The following is a 16261-nucleotide window of genomic DNA, read 5'->3' as shown; positions in this document are numbered from 1 at the left end:
CGCAGAACGATGAATCTGGAATTCTGGCTGGATATTTCGGCGGATGTAGCCGCGATCTTTGCTGCGCTGGCTGTTATTGTCACCGCTGCCTTTGTTTGGCACCAGATGCGTTTGCAAGCGCGCAGCCAGGACAAGGATGAGCGTCGGTTTCTGCGAGAGTCGATTCACGTAATCCATGAAACGTTGCAGGCCGCTCAGTTCAGGGATGCACGACTGCGCTTCTTTGCCGGTCCGCATCAGCGAGACTACAATGACTTGGAAAGCCAAGAGCGCGGGCTCGCTCGGTATATACTCAGCATCTATGGATTGATGGCGCGAATGATCAAACATGGTGCGATTGATGAGGAAATCTTGCGCGACTATTGGCGTACAGCTCTTTATCGCGATTGGGACAGGCTTGAGAACTTTGTCAGTGGCGAGCGGCTTAGGGCAAAGAATGGCAAGCTTTTCGCGGCTACAGAGCAAATGGTTGCCCGGTGGAAAAAAACGGATAAAGAGACATGAAAGATACGGGCACACCTGTAATACAAGCCGATAAACTGGACCTGACCTTTCAGACCAACGATGGTCCAATCCACGCCCTCAAAGATGTGACTCTGAGCATCGGCAAAGGCGACTTTGTCAGCTTCATCGGGCCTTCGGGTTGCGGTAAAACTACCTTTCTGCGCTGCATTGCTGCGCTCGAAACGCCAACCAGCGGCAGCCTGACGGTCAACGGCATGACCCCGGACGAAGCGCGTCGAAATCGGGCTTATGGCTATGTGTTTCAGGCGGCCGGGCTGTACCCTTGGCGAACCATCGCCAAGAACATTAAGCTGCCGCTTGAGATCATGGGCTATTCCGCAGCCGAGCAGGATGAGCGGGTAAGCAAGGTCTTGGAACTTGTTGATCTTGCAGGGTTTGGTGGGAAATTTCCCTGGCAGCTTTCAGGCGGGATGCAGCAGCGGGCTAGCATTGCACGGGCGTTGGCTTTCGATGCCGATATTCTGCTGATGGACGAACCCTTCGGGGCGCTGGATGAGATTGTGCGCGATCACCTGAACGAACAGCTTCTCGCGCTTTGGGCGCGCACTGAAAAGACGATTGGGTTCGTTACCCACTCAATCCCCGAAGCCGTGTATCTCAGCACCAAGATCGTTGTGATGAGCCCACGACCGGGGCGTATCACCGATGTCATCGACAGCCCGCTGCCGAAAGAACGCCCGCTGGATATCCGGGACACGCCCGAGTTCATCGAGGTCGCGCATCGGGTGCGTGAAGGGTTGCGGGCCGGGCATGGGGATGACGTCTGATGCAGAACACCGGGATCAGGCGCGCCGAACCTCAGGACATAGCTGCCTGTGCCCACGTGGTTGCGACCTGGGTTGCAGAGACGGACTGGATGCCCGAGGAGTTTCCGGAAGAAAAGCTGGAGGAGATGATCCGCGAGGCGTTTCCATCCCGGGAAATCTGGGTCTCGGGCGATCCTGTGGATTGCTATATGTCGGTTGATCCCATAGAGGATAAGGTCGGTGCGCTCTATTGTCTGAGGACTGGCGAGGGGGTGGGAAAAAGGCTTTTGGACAAGGCCAAAGAGGGTCGCGATTTCCTTTGGTTGACCACCCATGAACCCAATCTGAACGCTCAAAGGTTCTATCGGCGCGAAGGGTTTGTGTTGGTTGAAGCTGATCCCGCGCTCGCGGCAGAGACCCCTCCGATCCTTCGAATGGAGTGGCAGGCATGAAGAAGATCGTCGCCGTGCTTACTATGCTGGCTGTAATTGTCGTGTTTTGGTACGCAGCTTGCGTACCAATGAATATCAAAGGCGTTCTGACTGAACAGGAGCGTGCCGGGGCCCAGGTGCAACCACCTTCGGCCAAAGACCGGCGCGATATGAGCGAGATCGGACTGGTCTTGAGCAACAATTTTGCAATTCCAGCCACTTGGGAACAGGACCGCCCGCGGTTGCCTGCACCGCATCAGGTTGCGATTGAGATGTGGCAGACAACGATAGAGAAAAAGATCACGTCCAAACGATCTCTGATCTATCACGGGTGGGTGACACTCAGTGCGACGATGCTTGGCTTTGTAATTGGCACAGGTCTGGGCGTATTGCTGGCTGTTGGGATCGTGCATAGCCGTGTCATGGATCTGTCGGTGATGCCTTGGGCTATCGTCAGTCAGACCATTCCCATCATTGCGCTGGCCCCGATGATCATTGTTGTTCTCTACTCAGTTGGCGTTCAGGGGATAATCCCAAAGGCGGTTATCTCGGCGTATCTCAGCTTTTTTCCCGTTGTGGTCGGCATGGTGAAAGGACTGCGCAGCCCGGACGCCATGCAGCTGGATTTGTTGCACACCTACAATGCCAGCCGGTCGCAAGGGTTCTGGAAACTGCGTTTGCCTGCATCTATGCCTTATCTCTTTACGTCCCTCAAAATCGGTATCGCGGCCTCGCTGGTCGGGGCTATCGTGGGCGAGTTGCCGACCGGCGCGGTTGCAGGGCTGGGCGCGCGGCTACTGGCCGGCAGCTATTATGGTCAGACGGTTCAGATTTGGTCGGCGCTTTTTGCCGCTGCAATACTGGCCGGGTGCCTTGTAGGGCTGCTTGGGCTGCTTGAGCGTCTAGTTCTGAAACGGATGGGAATCGCGCAATGATGCTAGTGGGTTTTGCAATCGCGCTGTGGGTCTTTGGCTGGTGGCTGAACAGCCGTTTGGCCAGCGGTCCCTATGCCCATACACAGACGGTCCGCATTCTGGCGCCCCTGATCTTTGGGGTAACAGTGATTGGCATCTGGGAACTGCTGGTACATGGCCTTGAGGTGCCTCTTGTCATTCTGCCCGCGCCGTCAGTGATTGCCGTTCGTTTTGCGGACAGCTTGCCAATCCTGTGGTCGGATTTTGTGCAAACGATCATCAAGGGTGCGCTGAGTGGGTATCTCATTGGCTGTGGTTCGGCTTTTCTGATGGCGATTGCGGTGGATCGGTGGGATTTTCTGCGGCTTGGCCTGTTGCCGGTGGGCAATTTTGTGGCTGCGCTGCCTATTGTTGGTACGGCGCCTATTCTGGTGATGTGGTTCGGATTCGACTGGCACTCCAAGGCTGCTGTGGTCGTGGTGATGGTGTTCTTTCCGATGCTGGTGAATACGGTGGCTGGCCTGCGCGAAGCCACGGCCATGCAACGCGACCTGATGGAGACTTACGCGGCAACCTATTGGCAAAGCTTTCTAAAGCTGCGTCTGCCTGCTGCGATGCCATTTATTTTCAACGGGCTTAAGATTTCCACCACACTGGCGCTGATCGGCGCTATCGTGGCCGAGTTCTTTGGCTCGCCGACCTTGGGCATGGGCTTTCGCATCTCGACCAGTGTGGGGCAGCTGTCGCTAGATATGGTCTGGGCCGAGATCGTGGTGGCCGCTCTGGCGGGGACCGCCTTTTACGGGTTGGTTGCGATGATCGAAAAAGCAGTGACTTTTTGGCACCCGTCGCAACGCGGGCAATAAAATTCAACAGACCCTGCAACGGGGCGCCAATTGCAACAAGGAGAAATGAAGATGAAAAAGCTACTCAGCGGGGCGGTTGCCGCCTTTGGCATGGCCGCCGGAACAGCCTTTGCCGCGGATGAGGTGACGCTGCAGCTCAAATGGGTCACTCAGGCGCAATTTGCGGGCTACTATGTCGCTCAGGATAAAGGGTTTTACGAAGAAGAAGATCTGGATGTTACCATTCTGCCGGGCGGCCCGGACATTGCCCCAACTCAGGTGATTGCGGGTGGCGGAGCTGATGTGACGGTCGAATGGATGCCTGCAGCATTGGCTGCGCGCGAAAAGGGTTTGCCGCTGGTCAATATCGCGCAACCTTTCAAAAGCTCGGGCATGATGCTGACCTGTTGGAAAGACGCGGGCATATCCTCGCCAGACGACCTGAAGAACCGCACTCTGGGCGTGTGGTTCTTTGGCAATGAGTTCCCGTTCATGAGCTGGATGAGCCAGCTTGGTATCGATACCAATGGCAAAGGCGAAAGCGGGGTCGAGGTTCTGAAACAGGGCTTTAACGTTGATCCCTTACTGCAGCGTCAGGCCGATTGCATCAGCACGATGACCTACAATGAATACTGGCAGGTCATTGATGCAGGTGTCACACCGGAAGAGCTGGTGACTTTCAAGTACGAAGATCAGGGTGTCGCCACGTTGGAAGACGGCCTCTACGTGCTGGAGGAAAATCTGGGCGATGCTGCTTTTGTTGACAAGATGGAGCGGTTTGTCCGTGCCTCGATGAAAGGCTGGAAATACGCTGAGGAACATCCCGATGAAGCGGCCGAGATCGTGCTTGAAAACGACGCAACCGGTGCGCAGACAGAGGAGCATCAGAAACGGATGATGGGCGAGATTGCTAAGCTGACCGCAGGCTCGAACGGGGCGCTGGATCCGGCTGATTTTGACCGGACGGTGGATACTCTGCTGGCGGGCGGGTCTGATCCTGTGATCACCAAGAAACCCGACGGCGCTTGGACGCATCAGATCACCGACGCAGCACTGAACTAACCGTCGGCACAGTCGATGACGGCGGAAACGCGGCTCTGGTCAGAGCCGCGTTTCTTGTTCGTAATGTCGGGTTTAAGGCTGTATTTGAACGGAAAATCGTATAGTATTTCTATGAATTATCGTGCATTTCATTCGATCTGCGTCAGAAATGGAAAGATATGCAAGATTTTGCGTCAGAATTCAGAAGCGCTGCATCCCTGATCGCGACAGGGGATGCCGAGCTGTGGGCAATTGTGTCATTGTCTCTGCAGGTTTCTGTTCTTGCTGTGCTTCTATCTGCCGTTATTGCCATGCCCATCGGGGCAGCTCTTGCGGTGGCGCGTTTTCCTGGTCGGCGGATGTTGATCGTTCTGATGAATGCGCTCATGGGGCTTCCACCTGTTGTTGTTGGGTTGCTGGTCTATCTGATGCTGTCGCGTTCGGGTCCGTTGGGGGTGTTGGAACTGCTCTATACACCAACGGCGATGATCATCGCGCAGATGGTGTTGGTGATACCCATCATCGCGGCATTGACACGGCAAGTGGTAGAGATGCTGGCTGAAGAGTATTCCGAACAGCTGCGGTCGCTGGGCGTGTCGCGTCTGGCTTCGGTACCGGTTCTGTTGTGGGACGCCCGGCTGGCGCTGGTGACGGCGCTGCTGGCGGGCTTTGGACGAGCCATCGCCGAGGTCGGCGCGGTGATCATCGTTGGTGGCAACATCAATCATGTCACCCGCGTCATGACGACAACAATTGCGTTAGAGACCTCAAAGGGCAATCTGGCCCTTGCTTTGGCGTTGGGAGCGATCTTGATTGGTATTGCGATTGCTGTGAACGCGATGGTCAGCACGCTGACTTTGCGGGCTGAACGAGAGGGGCTGCGCCATGCGTGATCTGATCCCCGAGGCGCCATCCACATTGGGCGTGACTGGTCTGCACATTGCCCGCAAGGGCAAGACACTGCTTGATGTGCCCGCGTTGACGCTTGAGTGGTCCGGCCCAACGGTGATCCTTGGCCCAAACGGGGCGGGCAAAAGCCTGCTGTTGCGATGCCTGCATGGGTTGATTGCGCCCGACCGTGGGATGGTAACCCAAGGGGGACGTCCCGTAAGTCCTGGTGAAGCGGCACGTCAGGCGATGGTGTTTCAGCAACCGGTCCTGTTGCGCCGATCGGTTTCGGCCAACCTGGACTTTGTGTTGAAACGGCAAAAACTGCCGCGTGCCGTGCGAAAGCAGCGCAATGCCGAGCTGTTGGCCGAAGGGGGATTGCAGGATAAGGCCCGACAGTCGGCGCGGTCGCTCTCGGGCGGCGAAGCTCAGCGGCTTGCCATCTTGCGTGCCCTGGCGTCCGATCCGGACATCCTGTTTCTGGACGAACCCACCAGCGCGCTTGACCCCGGTGCAACACAGGTTATCGAACGGATGGTCCTGCGCGCCTCGTCCCGTGGCGTGCGCATTGTGATGGTGACCCATGATATCGGACAGGCACGTCGACTGGCCGCTGATATCGTGATGATGCAGGGCGGGCAGATTGTCGAACATAGCCCTGCAAAACAAGTCCTCGACGACCCGCAAAGCGATGCCGCGCGCCGCTATCTTGCGGTTGGTCTTGTCGTTTAATTTCAAAGACGGAGTTCAGAATGATCCGGAACTACATTCGGGCAGCATTGATTTCACTTGGCCTATCGGTGGGCGCGGCGGGTGCGGAAGAGCCGTTTATTATCGTGCAGTCCACGACCTCGACGCAGAACTCGGGGTTGTTTGACTATATTTTGCCCTGGTTTGAGGCTGAAACCGGCATCGACGTGCGTATCGTTGCCGTTGGAACCGGGCAGGCGATCCGCAACGCGATCAACGGGGACGGAGACGTCCTGTTGGTGCATTCAAAGTCGGATGAAGAACAGTTTGTAGCAGATGGTTGGGGCGTTGAACGCCGGGATGTCATGTATAACGACTTTGTTTTGATCGGCCCCAAGTCTGACCCCGCCGGCGTCAAAGGAGGCGACGATATCGTCGCGGCCCTGCAGGCCATTTCAGGATCACAAGCGCCGTTCGCATCACGGGGCGACAACAGTGGAACCCATAAGGCAGAGATGCGCCATTGGCAGGCGGCGGGCGTTCAACCATCTGACGCTTCGGGCGCGTGGTATCGGGAAACCGGATCAGGAATGGGGGCGACCCTTAATATCGCCAGCGGTATGGATGCCTATACCCTGACCGATCGTGCGACCTGGCTGTCCTTTGGCAACCGAGGCAATCTTGAGGTTCTGGTCGAAGGCGATCCGCGCTTGTTCAACCAATATGGCGTGATCCTCGTGAACCCTGAAAGGCACGCAGGCGTTCGGGCAAATGCCGGGCAGCGGTTCATCGATTGGTTGACGGGGCCGGACGGTCAGACCGCAATCGAGTCCTACGTGATTGACGGGCAGCAATTGTTCTTTCCAAACGCCCAATGACGTACGAGAGTAGGGTCTGATCAGCCGCTGGCACCGTTGTGGTGAATGTGCCCGAGATTGGTCAAATCATACCCTCCCAGCTCTGCCGCGCGGGCTGCGAAGCGTTCTGACTGCAAAAAGCCCAAAAGCTTCTGCATCGGCGGGTCAAAATAGGCGCGCCGCCAGATCGCAAGGTCCAGCCGTTCTGAATGGGTCGGGATCACGTGCAAACCATAGATCCCAGCCAGAGCCGCAAGGCCGAAGCCAACCTCGGCCTTGCCCTCTTGTAGGGTGATGGCCAGCTCTTCTTCGGTGCGGGCGCGGGTGGACAGGGCCGACAGCTCGGTAAGGTCGATGCCTACGGCTGATAATTGGGATTCGAACAGGCGTTGGCTGGCAGCACTGTTCTGGCGCAGGACGATCCGGCGGGCCTTGAGGTCGGCAAAGCCGGAGATTCCCGACGTGCCGGGGGACAGCAGCAAACCGCGCTGGCGCTGCGCAACCTCGACCAGAACAACCGGGGCTTCGCCCATTGCGTCTCGTATGGTCTGTGTGTTGAAGCCGTCACTTTCGTGGATATGAAGAGCGGCCGCCTGTGCGCTGCGCTCTGCAAGGCGGGTAATTCCGTCAAATGATCCGTCATAATAGGTGGCCAAGCCCGATCCGCTTTCGCGCAGGGCCCAGTCCAGCAAGGGGTCATGGCTGCCGGCAACAATCGGGGGCAGGGGCGGTTCAACCACCTGCGGACCCGAGCGCGAGGCGTTGAGCCAGGCAATAATCTCGGACCTTGGGAATAACAGCTTGCCCATGGCACGTACGCAGGGGATCTCGCCGGAAGACGCCAGATCATACGCCTTTCGCTCGCCAATGCGCAGCAGGTCAGCCAGTTCGCGGGTTGTCAGGTACTCGGACATTCAGTCGAGGCGCACCGCCGAGCCGCTGCCGGTTTCGGCAGAAGAGAACCCGATGCGGTCCAGTGTCATCGGTGCTGCAGCCGTGATGACGACCATTGCGGCGATGGCGGCGAGAAATGCTTTCATGGTCTCCTCCGGTTCAGTTCTGATTGGCCGTCGCGCGGCGCAGAAAGGTGATCAGATCGGTCCTGTCCTGCGGTTCCGTGATCCGTTGCATCGGCATCTTGGACCCCGGAATGTAGTGGTCTGGCCCCTCATCGAAAAGGGCATTTATCGTCTCTTCATTCCAAATGATATCAGAGTCTTGCAATGTATCCGAGTAGAAATATCCCGGCAACGTGCCCGCCTGCCGCCCAAAGATACCATGCAAGGTCGGACCTGCGCGCCGTTCACTTTCCGGCGTCAGGCTGTGGCAGATCGAACATTTCCGGGCAAATTGGCGCTCGCCATTGTCCATCTCGTCAGGGTCTTTCAGAAAACTCGGCTCGGATGCGGTCATTTGTTGCTGATCCGACAGGGCTGCGATGGGCCAGCTATACATCGCGTTGTCGATGCCCCCGGCGTGGATGTTCTGCCCATCAGCTGAAAAGGCCAGTGCCCAGACCGGCCCGCGCAAGGTGGCGCGAAAATCCTGAGCGATACGCCAGTCAACAGTGTCGATCACCATGATATGGCCCTCGCCATCGCCCACAGCCAGACGGCGTCGATCCGGGCTGAGCGAAATGGCGAGGATGGGGCGGCGATCCAGTGTGAAATCACGCTCTTCCCCTGTTTCAAGGTTAAGAATGCGCGTGACGCCATCGACCGCGCCATAGGCGATCCAGTTGTCCTGCGCGTTCAGCACCAATTCGTTGATGCCAAAACCATGCTCCACCAGGCGGCTTTGCTCTTGCCGGTTGGCCACATCCCAGATGCGCAACGTCCCATCCATTCCAGCGGAATAGAGCAGGGCGCCATCGGGCGAAAATATCACCGCGTTGACGCCGCTGCCAGTTGGTCCAAGGATCGCGGGTTCTGACCCATCCACCGGCCACAGGCCAATTGTTCCGTCCCAGCTGGCAGTCGCAACCAATGTTTTGGACGCGGCTAAGCCAACAATCTTGCCCTGATGTCGTCCGACGATTTCGCCTCCGGGCCAACGGCGCAGGGTAAAGTCATCACCTGCGGAATAGATCGCGGTTCCATTGAACGCGACCGAGTTCACGGCGGCTTCGTGCCCTTCTAGCCACTCAGGGCGCTGTCCGGTCCAGAGGCCAACCGAGTTGTCAAAGCTTGCTGTTGCAATGCGCCCGTCCGGGGCGGCTGCGATCCCCATGATAGGACCGCCATGACCTTTCAGCGTAAAAAACTCTGCCCCCGCGGGCAGGGGGAGCAACATCAGGGTCAGCGCAAAACCTCGCATCTATTCTGCGGGTGAGGCCGCCCCTTTGCTGGCCTCTTTGTCCTGAACCTCTTGCAGCCACAGCGAGTGGTGTTCGCGGGCCCATTGTTCTTCGACTTCGCCAGAGCCCATGGCGTCAAACGCCCCTTCCATGCCAACCGAGCCCAGATAGATATGGGCGATGATGATGGCGATGAAGACATAGGCCACCATCACATGCCAGACTTGGGCATATTGCATCTCTTCCTGTGGTGACATTTGTACGGGCAGTGTCAGGCCCAGCATCTGTGGAATGCCTGTCGTGTTTGCAATCGAGAAGGTCTTGGCAAACAGCGGCATTTCAAACGGAAACAGCAGCGACAGGCCCGAGAGGCTGATCGAGACGCCCAACAGGATACAGGCCCAGAAGATGACCTTTTGACCGGCGTTGAATTTCCTGGCGGGCGGGTGGCTGCCCTTGGTGAACAACCCGCCCCCGGCGGCCAGCCATTTCAGGTCGGTGCGGTTGGGAATGTTATGGCTGATCCAGTTCAGCGTGATGATGATCAGGCCCAGTATGAAAGCCCATGCCAGATTGTTGTGCAGCCATTTGCAGCCTTGTGCAATGGTGGCAAAGCCTTCTTTTCCGACAAGCGGGATCAGGAAATCGCGACCATACAGGGTCAAAAGACCGGTGAGGCCAAGGATCAGGAACGATCCGGCAAACAGCCAGTGTCCGAACCGTTCAAAGCCGGAAAACCGGGTGACGGTGCGCCCTGTTTTTTCACCGTCGATCCGGATCTTGCCCCGGATCGCGAAGAACAGCAGCAGCACAATCAGCATGCCACCCAGAATATACGTGCCATAGTCGCGCAGCGGGCCGGTGCGGAAATTCAGCCACCACATGCCGCCATCCTGAATCAAAACACCCGCCGCCGGTCCCTTGGATGAGACGGTCACATCCGCCGACCCATAGCGCAACGCGCGATAAACATCGCTGTCAGACGCCACCCCGCGCGTTCCCAACTGTCCCAGCAAACCCTCGGCATTTCCCTGTCCGGTATTGTCGGAGCGATAGCTGTCGTCCACTTTTTCGCCGCGCTGCCGCGCCATGATGTCTTCCAATGTGGTCGCGCCGCCGGTGGCCGTACGCTCATTGGCAGTGGGTGCAGACTGTGCAGACACAGCCTGCGCGATCCCAAGCGAAAGAAGAAATGCGATGAGTATGCGGAACATCTGAACCTCTGTGAAAAATCCTTGAAAATTCCGTGACAGATGGCCCGCCGAGACGGGCCATCTGTTCATCATGTCGAAGGCGCGTCAGCCGTCCTTCTGGTCGTAGGCCGTGCCCCAGCCCCACGCGCCCGAGCCAAATCCGCGCGCAACGACACGCTCGCGGTAGATGGCCGAGACCACGTCGCCGTCACCGGCAAGCAGGGCCTTGGTGGAACACATCTCGGCGCAGATGGGCAGTTTGCCTTCGGCGATCCGGTTGCGTCCATATTTGGCGAACTCTGCGGTCGAGTGGTTCTCTTCCGGGCCGCCAGCGCAGAAGGTACATTTGTCCATCTTGCCGCGCGATCCGAAATTGCCTGCCTGCGGATATTGCGGCGCGCCGAAGGGGCACGCGTAGAAGCAATAACCACAGCCAATGCACAGGTCCTTGGAGTGCAGGACGACCCCTTCTTCGTTCTGATAGAAGCAGTCGACCGGGCACACCGCCATGCAAGGCGCATCCGAGCAATGCATACAAGCCACCGAGATCGAGCGTTCGCCCGGGTTGCCGTCATTGATCGTCACCACCCTGCGGCGGTTGATGCCCCAAGGCACCTCGTGTTCGTTCTTACACGCGGTGACGCAGGCGTTGCACTCGATGCAGCGTTCAGCGTCGCAGAGAAACTTTGCTCTAGCCATGTAATGTCCTCCTTACGCTGCCCAGATTTTGCAGAGAGTGCATTTGCTCTCCTGCATCTGGGTCACTGAATCGTAGCCATAGGTCTGGGCGGTGTTTGAACTTTCACCCAGCACATAGGGATCGGCACCGGTCGGGTATTTCGATCTGAGGTCCTCGCCCTGATAATGGCCACCGAAATGGAACGGCATAAAGGCCACGCCGGCGCCGACCCTGTTGGTCAGCATCGCCATCACCTTGACCTTGCCGCCCTCAGGACCTTCGACCCAGACCTGTTGCCCGTCGCGGATACCAAGGTTGTTGGCATCGCGCGGGTTGATCTCGACGAACATGTCCTGCTGCAGCTCGGCCAGCCACGGGTTCGACCGGGTTTCTTCGCCGCCACCTTCATACTCGACCAGACGACCTGACGTGAGGATTATCGGGTAATCCTTTGAAAAGTCGTTCTTTTGGATCGATGCATACAGGGTGGGCAGGCGATAGGCATGCCGGTCCTCGTAGGTCGGATAGTCCTCCACCAGATCGCGCCGGTTTGTATAAAGCGGCTCGCGGTGCAGTGGGATCGGATCCGGGAAGGTCCAGACAACCGCGCGGGCTTTGGCGTTCCCGAAGGGCGCACAGCCATGCTCGATCGCAACTCGCTGGATGCCGCCCGACAGGTCGGTCTTCCAGTTGGTTTCTGGCCCCGCAACGGCGTCAATGGCCGCACGTTCCTCAGCCGTCAGATCGCCATCCCAGCCAAGGTCCATCAGCATCTGCATCGTGAATTCAGGGTATCCATCCTGAATCTCCGATCCGACGCTATAGACCCCTTCGGCCAGCAGGTTGTCGCCATCGCGTTCCACGCCAAAGCGCGCGCGGAAGGTCAGGCCGCCTTCGGCCACCGGTTTGGACATGTCATAGAGGTTTGGTGTTCCCGTATGACCCATCTCAGCCGTTCCCCAGCAGGGCCAGGGCAGACCATAATACTCGCCGTCGTTGGGTCCACCAATGGCTTGCAGCGTGGTTCTGTCGAACGTGTGCTGGTTGGCCATATGGCTTTTCAGACGTTCCGGCGACTGACCGGTATAGCCGATGGTCCAGAGGCCCGAGTTGAACTCACGCGTGATGCTTTCAACATTCGGGGTTTCCGGATCGTCCATCTCGATATTGCGGAAGAGCCGATCCGCCCAGCCGAACTTGTTGGCGAATTTGGCCATGATGACCTCATCCGGCAAGCTTTCGAACAACGGCTCGACAACACGATCCCGCCACTGCAGCGACCGGTTCGACGCCGTGACCGAGCCACGGGTTTCGAACTGCGTACAGGCGGGCAGCAGATAGACGCCATCGGTGCGGTCATGCAGAACGGCCGAGACGGTGGGATACGGGTCAATCACGACCAGCATGTCCAGCTTCTCCATCGCCGTCTTCATTTCCGTCATCCGCGTCTGCGAGTTGGGCGCGTGGCCCCACAGAACCATGGCCCGGACGTTGTTGTCCTGATCCATGTTGGCCGGGTCTTCCAGAACACCGTCGATCCAGCGGGAAACCGGGATGCCGCGCTCGTTCTGCAGCGGTTTGTCCTTGCCTTCCTTGTCCTTGATCGTGGCAAACTGGCCTGCCAGCCATTCGGGATCTTCACCCCAGACACGGGCCCAATGACCCCAAGCACCCTTCGACAGGCCATAATAGCCGGGCAGGGTATGGGACAGAACGCCAAGGTCCGTCGCGCCCTGCACGTTGTCATGGCCGCGGAAGATGTTGGTGCCACCCCCCGAGGTGCCCATATTGCCAAGCGCAAGCTGCAGCACGCAGTAAGCGCGGGTGTTGTTGTTGCCATTGGTATGCTGTGTCCCACCCATGCACCAGACAACGGTGCCGGGGCGGTTGTTTACCATGGTCCGGGCCACGCGACGCAGCTGCGAGCCTGGGGTGCCGGTGACCCGCTCAACCTCGTCGGGGTTCCACTTGGCAACCTCTTCGCGGATCTGGTCCATGCCCCAGACACGGGTGCGGATGAACTCTTTGTCCTCCCAGCCATTGTCAAAGATGTGCCACAGGATACCCCAGATCAGCGCAACGTCGGTGCCGGGGCGGAAGCGGACATACTCATCCGCATGCGCCGCCGTGCGGGTGAAGCGCGGGTCGCAGACGATCAGTGGCGCGTTGTTCTGCTCTTTCGCGCGCAGGATATGCAGCAGCGAAACGGGGTGCGCCTCGGCCGGGTTACCACCTATGATGAAGATCGCGCGGCTGTTGTGCATGTCGTTATACGAGTTGGTCATGGCACCGTAGCCCCATGTGTTCGCAACGCCCGCAACAGTGGTCGAGTGACAGATACGGGCCTGATGGTCCACGTTGTTCGTGCCCCAGTAGGCGGCGAATTTGCGGAACAGATAGGCCTGTTCATTGTTATGTTTCGCCGACCCCAGCCAGTAGACACTGTCGGGCCCGGATTCGTCGCGGATTTGCATCATGCCACCGCCGATCTCGTCGATCGCCTGATCCCAGCTGATGCGCTTCCACTCACCGCCTTCCTTTTTCATCGGATATTTCAGGCGGCGCTCGCCATGGGCGTGTTCACGGACCGAGGCCCCCTTGGCGCAATGCGCACCCAGATTGAACGGGCTGTCCCAGCCGGGTTCCTGCCCGACCCAGACACCGTTTTGCACTTCGGCAACCACGGTGCAGCCGACCGAGCAGTGGGTGCAGACGGATTTGATATTCTCGACGGCCTGGTTGGCCGCTGTCTGGGCGCTGGCTTGCGTCACGGTTCCACCCGTGGCGCTGATAGCGGCAAGGCCGCCTATCGTCAGGCCCGATCCACGCAGGAATGCGCGGCGATCGACGGTTTTCTCGCCGACCTGGGACAGGATACTTGTCCGCTGGGGGCGTCTCGCAACCCCGTTGGTCTTTTTCCTAAGCATTTCTTTCCTCCCTTGCGCGCCGTGTAAGCCACGGCTGGCTTGGTACTGCTGGTGCCGACATCAGGGCCAATCGCAACCGTCCGTCGGGGGACATCGTCCGGTTCGCGAACCGGGCGCAGTCGTGGCGGCTTAGAAGCGCGCGCTTTTTAGATACGCGCGGGTGTGCGCGGTATCTTGAATGCGGGTCTCATCCACAGGTAGCTCAGCTGCCTGTGCTTCACCGCTCAGGCTGGCGGCGGCAACGGCAGCAGGCGCTGCGGTTCCGGCCAGTTTCAGGAAATCCCGGCGGGTTGCGCCGTCTTCCTTTGTCTTGCTCATGGGATCCTCCTTTCCCATTTGCGTTTTGGTGCGCTGCGGCACCGGCGAAAGGCGGATCAGGCCGCCGTCATTCGGAATGCTTCGCGCTCGATCTCCATGAACACCCGACCGGCGGTGCCGACCGAGGCATAGAGAACCGAGTTCTCGGCTGCTTCCAAATCTGAAAAGAAATGTGCGGCCCAAGGGCCTATGTGTTTGTTCCAGAAAGATTTCTGTTCTTCCAAAAGAGCAGGCGGGCCAAAGCGGCCGACGATCATGCCCGCCATCATCTCCATCAGCGAGGCGATGTTGTCTTCGGGCTCAAAAACATTTGCGGCACGGGTGATGCCGCGCGCCGCCATGTCATTGCGCAGCTGCGCCAGCGGTTTTTCGTTCAGAAAACCTGTTAGATAGAAGCTTGCATAGGGCAGCAACTCACCGCGTCCCAGACCGATGAAGAGGGCATTGAACTCTCGCTCTGCCGCTGCAGGTTTGGTCACTTTTGCCACCCGCGCCATGGCCTGAATGGCTTGTCCAAGATCCGTATCATCGCCTTCCAGCCCCGCAATCTGATCCAGCAGCAACTGATCCGGTGGGCCAGCCAAAAGAAGGCCCAGAAAGTTGTAGAAGTCCGCGCGCAGGCGGTCTTCTGCTGAAAACTCCAGATTTTGGGCACTGCCTGCTGTCATCTGGTTATCTTTCAAATTCAAATTTCATGCGCCGTGGAGCAGGGGATGCCATGACATCCTCGGGCGCGTCGATCTGTGGGCTGTAGGTTGCTACAGGTGCTGGTGGCGCTTTTAGCTCTGGTATTAAGTCAGGTGCTTCGTCCTCAATGGCTTCGTTGGGCGTGTCCTCGTCTTCGGGGTCGTCCGCGGCCAACGCCTCGATATGCGCCAGCATTCCTTTGCCTACCTGATAAGCCGTCTGCAGGTTTTCGATTACGCAGGCTGCATCGGTATAGTCTTCGCCATAATCGACAAGGCCATCGACATTGGCCAAAACCGGGTTCAGCCGCCATAGACGCCGCAAGGCACGGCGGCGCAGACGGTCAGGGATAGCCTGTGTCATAAAGCCTGAGACATCATCTCCCGGCTGCAAATCATCCGGGTTGGGCAGATTGAATTCTGCCAGAATTTCATCATCTGTTTTGGCCTCAAGCGCGGCTTGCTCATCGGCGGCAACGGCGGCTTTCAGAGCCTCGCGTTCCGCTTCGGTTTCGGCCAGAACGGCGGCTTTGCGGCGGGACCAGAAGTTGCGGGTTTCGCTCATTGGATGATCCTCCGCGGGGCGCGATAGACATCCGATGCCTGACGAATGCGCGCATCACCTCGGCCGTCTTCGACCAGATCAACGCGCTTTTTATCGCGGCGGCGTTTTACGAATTCCTCATCCTTGTGGTGTTGCAGGGTAAAGTCGCGCAGCCAGGCGATAAGGCCCGCGGTCATAGGGATCTTTTCCACGATCTCTTCGCCGGTATCGGCGTAGTCCTGTCCTTCGAATGGCGAAGCGGTGATCAATACAGCATTCAGGGGGCGATCTCCCGCGGGCTCATCCCGCAACACCAGATAAATGGACGGTTGCCCGTCGGCCAGATTGGTCAGGTACGCTTCGGTTTCGTCGCGCCAAAGGGTGAGGGGAAGGGTGGCGGCATGGTATTCGACCGCGTCGCCTTCGCGCCGCAGTTCGACCCAATCGGCGGGGCCTGCGCCGGGCAATACAGCCACTGCACGCCAGTTCCACCGCGCCCAATGGGTCACCCCGGGCGTTTTGCGCACAACGACGCCAACCGGCATTTCAATACGGCTTGCGGCCTCAGCCACTGGCACCTCCCCGAAAGGCTCTCCCCAGCCTCTCTTGAGATGTACTATGATACACAAATTGATCACGTGCCAAGCCCGCATTTGCAGAAATATGACGTAATTTCCATCT

The 16261-nt window shown here is 58.4% G+C and carries 19 protein-coding genes; 9 read left to right on the top strand and 10 right to left on the bottom strand.

Features of this window, described 5'->3' with window-relative positions; genetic code table 11:
• Positions 1 to 9: 9 nt before the first annotated feature.
• The 9 genes from ACR0I7_RS05995 (at position 10) to ACR0I7_RS05955 (ending at position 6958) form a co-directional block, all read left to right on the top strand.
• The gene (locus tag ACR0I7_RS05995) at positions 10 to 504 is read left to right on the top strand and encodes a DUF4760 domain-containing protein (protein WP_480509316.1); all 495 of its coding nucleotides are present in this window, start codon (positions 10 to 12) and stop codon (positions 502 to 504) included.
• Positions 501 to 1292 (top strand): ABC transporter ATP-binding protein, encoded by a 792-nt coding sequence (locus ACR0I7_RS05990; protein WP_480509315.1) that lies wholly within the window; start codon positions 501 to 503, stop codon positions 1290 to 1292. Before ACR0I7_RS05995 ends, ACR0I7_RS05990 begins: the two co-directional genes overlap by 4 nt.
• Positions 1292 to 1723, top strand: coding sequence for a GNAT family N-acetyltransferase (locus tag ACR0I7_RS05985; RefSeq protein ID WP_480509314.1), 432 nt, complete (start codon positions 1292 to 1294; stop codon positions 1721 to 1723). The genes ACR0I7_RS05990 and ACR0I7_RS05985 overlap by 1 nt, the downstream gene beginning before the upstream one ends.
• Positions 1720 to 2637, top strand: coding sequence for an ABC transporter permease (locus tag ACR0I7_RS05980; RefSeq protein WP_480509313.1), 918 nt, complete (start codon positions 1720 to 1722; stop codon positions 2635 to 2637). Before ACR0I7_RS05985 ends, ACR0I7_RS05980 begins: the two co-directional genes overlap by 4 nt.
• Positions 2634 to 3482 carry an ABC transporter permease gene (locus tag ACR0I7_RS05975; protein WP_480509312.1) on the top strand — a complete coding sequence of 283 codons (849 nt, stop codon included), beginning with the start codon at positions 2634 to 2636 and terminating at the stop codon, positions 3480 to 3482. The genes ACR0I7_RS05980 and ACR0I7_RS05975 overlap by 4 nt, the downstream gene beginning before the upstream one ends.
• Before the next feature lie 51 nt (positions 3483 to 3533).
• Positions 3534 to 4523, top strand: a complete 990-nt coding sequence (locus ACR0I7_RS05970; protein WP_480509311.1) for an ABC transporter substrate-binding protein — start codon at positions 3534 to 3536, stop codon at positions 4521 to 4523.
• 158 nt (positions 4524 to 4681) lie between these two features.
• Entirely contained in the window at positions 4682 to 5395 is a 714-nt protein-coding gene (locus ACR0I7_RS05965; protein WP_480509310.1) for an ABC transporter permease, read from the top strand.
• On the top strand, positions 5388 to 6122 hold the full coding sequence (locus ACR0I7_RS05960; protein ID WP_480509309.1) for an ATP-binding cassette domain-containing protein: 735 nt from the start codon (positions 5388 to 5390) through the stop codon (positions 6120 to 6122). Before ACR0I7_RS05965 ends, ACR0I7_RS05960 begins: the two co-directional genes overlap by 8 nt.
• Positions 6123 to 6142: 20 nt before the next feature.
• On the top strand, positions 6143 to 6958 hold the full coding sequence (locus tag ACR0I7_RS05955; protein WP_480509308.1) for an ABC transporter substrate-binding protein: 816 nt from the start codon (positions 6143 to 6145) through the stop codon (positions 6956 to 6958).
• Between the two features lie 20 nt (positions 6959 to 6978).
• Here ACR0I7_RS05955 and ACR0I7_RS05950 read toward each other — a convergent pair whose 3' ends face one another.
• The 10 genes from ACR0I7_RS05950 to ACR0I7_RS05905 form a co-directional block, all read right to left on the bottom strand.
• The gene (locus ACR0I7_RS05950) at positions 6979 to 7851 is read right to left on the bottom strand and encodes a substrate-binding domain-containing protein (protein WP_480509307.1); all 873 of its coding nucleotides are present in this window, start codon (positions 7849 to 7851) and stop codon (positions 6979 to 6981) included.
• Positions 7852 to 7977, bottom strand: a complete 126-nt coding sequence (locus tag ACR0I7_RS05945) for a hypothetical protein (RefSeq protein WP_480509306.1) — start codon at positions 7975 to 7977, stop codon at positions 7852 to 7854. It lies immediately after the preceding gene.
• Positions 7978 to 7990: 13 nt separating this feature from the next.
• Complete coding sequence (locus ACR0I7_RS05940; protein ID WP_480509305.1) at positions 7991 to 9253, bottom strand: c-type cytochrome; 1263 nt, start codon at positions 9251 to 9253, stop codon at positions 7991 to 7993.
• The gene (locus tag ACR0I7_RS05935) at positions 9254 to 10447 is read right to left on the bottom strand and encodes a formate dehydrogenase subunit gamma (RefSeq protein ID WP_480509304.1); all 1194 of its coding nucleotides are present in this window, start codon (positions 10445 to 10447) and stop codon (positions 9254 to 9256) included.
• Between the two features lie 84 nt (positions 10448 to 10531).
• Positions 10532 to 11125, bottom strand: a complete 594-nt coding sequence (fdh3B, locus tag ACR0I7_RS05930) for a formate dehydrogenase FDH3 subunit beta (protein WP_170742543.1) — start codon at positions 11123 to 11125, stop codon at positions 10532 to 10534.
• 12 nt (positions 11126 to 11137) lie between these two features.
• Complete coding sequence (locus ACR0I7_RS05925; RefSeq protein ID WP_480509303.1) at positions 11138 to 14032, bottom strand: formate dehydrogenase subunit alpha; 2895 nt, start codon at positions 14030 to 14032, stop codon at positions 11138 to 11140.
• Positions 14033 to 14161: 129 nt separating this feature from the next.
• Positions 14162 to 14350, bottom strand: a complete 189-nt coding sequence (locus ACR0I7_RS05920) for a ubiquinol-cytochrome c reductase iron-sulfur subunit N-terminal domain-containing protein (protein ID WP_480509302.1) — start codon at positions 14348 to 14350, stop codon at positions 14162 to 14164.
• A 56-nt stretch (positions 14351 to 14406) separates the two neighbouring features.
• Positions 14407 to 15018, bottom strand: a complete 612-nt coding sequence (locus tag ACR0I7_RS05915) for a TorD/DmsD family molecular chaperone (protein WP_480509301.1) — start codon at positions 15016 to 15018, stop codon at positions 14407 to 14409.
• 4 nt (positions 15019 to 15022) lie between these two features.
• Positions 15023 to 15601 (bottom strand): DUF3306 domain-containing protein, encoded by a 579-nt coding sequence (locus ACR0I7_RS05910; RefSeq protein WP_480509300.1) that lies wholly within the window; start codon positions 15599 to 15601, stop codon positions 15023 to 15025.
• Positions 15598 to 16152: a DUF3305 domain-containing protein gene (locus ACR0I7_RS05905; RefSeq protein ID WP_480509299.1), complete on the bottom strand. Its 555-nt coding sequence runs from the start codon at positions 16150 to 16152 to the stop codon at positions 15598 to 15600. Before ACR0I7_RS05905 ends, ACR0I7_RS05910 begins: the two co-directional genes overlap by 4 nt.
• Positions 16153 to 16261 lie beyond the last annotated feature (109 nt).

It is taken from the genome of Ruegeria sp. AM1 (assembly GCF_056540745.1).
The sequence above is the reverse complement of the archived record's forward strand: the minus strand, read 5'-3'. Positions and strand labels throughout refer to the sequence as shown.

Coding starts and splice junctions, on each gene's coding strand:
- ACR0I7_RS05970 (WP_480509311.1), top strand. CDS start 3,534: ATGAAAAAGCTACTCAGCGGGGCGGTTGCCGCCTTTGGCATGGCCGCC.
- fdh3B (WP_170742543.1), bottom strand. CDS start 11,125: ATGGCTAGAGCAAAGTTTCTCTGCGACGCTGAACGCTGCATCGAGTGC.
- ACR0I7_RS05945 (WP_480509306.1), bottom strand. CDS start 7,977: ATGAAAGCATTTCTCGCCGCCATCGCCGCAATGGTCGTCATCACGGCT.
- ACR0I7_RS05980 (WP_480509313.1), top strand. CDS start 1,720: ATGAAGAAGATCGTCGCCGTGCTTACTATGCTGGCTGTAATTGTCGTG.
- ACR0I7_RS05955 (WP_480509308.1), top strand. CDS start 6,143: ATGATCCGGAACTACATTCGGGCAGCATTGATTTCACTTGGCCTATCG.
- ACR0I7_RS05965 (WP_480509310.1), top strand. CDS start 4,682: ATGCAAGATTTTGCGTCAGAATTCAGAAGCGCTGCATCCCTGATCGCG.
- ACR0I7_RS05985 (WP_480509314.1), top strand. CDS start 1,292: ATGCAGAACACCGGGATCAGGCGCGCCGAACCTCAGGACATAGCTGCC.
- ACR0I7_RS05925 (WP_480509303.1), bottom strand. CDS start 14,032: ATGCTTAGGAAAAAGACCAACGGGGTTGCGAGACGCCCCCAGCGGACA.
- ACR0I7_RS05920 (WP_480509302.1), bottom strand. CDS start 14,350: ATGAGCAAGACAAAGGAAGACGGCGCAACCCGCCGGGATTTCCTGAAA.
- ACR0I7_RS05960 (WP_480509309.1), top strand. CDS start 5,388: ATGCGTGATCTGATCCCCGAGGCGCCATCCACATTGGGCGTGACTGGT.
- ACR0I7_RS05940 (WP_480509305.1), bottom strand. CDS start 9,253: ATGCGAGGTTTTGCGCTGACCCTGATGTTGCTCCCCCTGCCCGCGGGG.
- ACR0I7_RS05995 (WP_480509316.1), top strand. CDS start 10: ATGAATCTGGAATTCTGGCTGGATATTTCGGCGGATGTAGCCGCGATC.
- ACR0I7_RS05915 (WP_480509301.1), bottom strand. CDS start 15,018: ATGACAGCAGGCAGTGCCCAAAATCTGGAGTTTTCAGCAGAAGACCGC.
- ACR0I7_RS05910 (WP_480509300.1), bottom strand. CDS start 15,601: ATGAGCGAAACCCGCAACTTCTGGTCCCGCCGCAAAGCCGCCGTTCTG.
- ACR0I7_RS05950 (WP_480509307.1), bottom strand. CDS start 7,851: ATGTCCGAGTACCTGACAACCCGCGAACTGGCTGACCTGCTGCGCATT.
- ACR0I7_RS05975 (WP_480509312.1), top strand. CDS start 2,634: ATGATGCTAGTGGGTTTTGCAATCGCGCTGTGGGTCTTTGGCTGGTGG.
- ACR0I7_RS05935 (WP_480509304.1), bottom strand. CDS start 10,447: ATGTTCCGCATACTCATCGCATTTCTTCTTTCGCTTGGGATCGCGCAG.
- ACR0I7_RS05990 (WP_480509315.1), top strand. CDS start 501: ATGAAAGATACGGGCACACCTGTAATACAAGCCGATAAACTGGACCTG.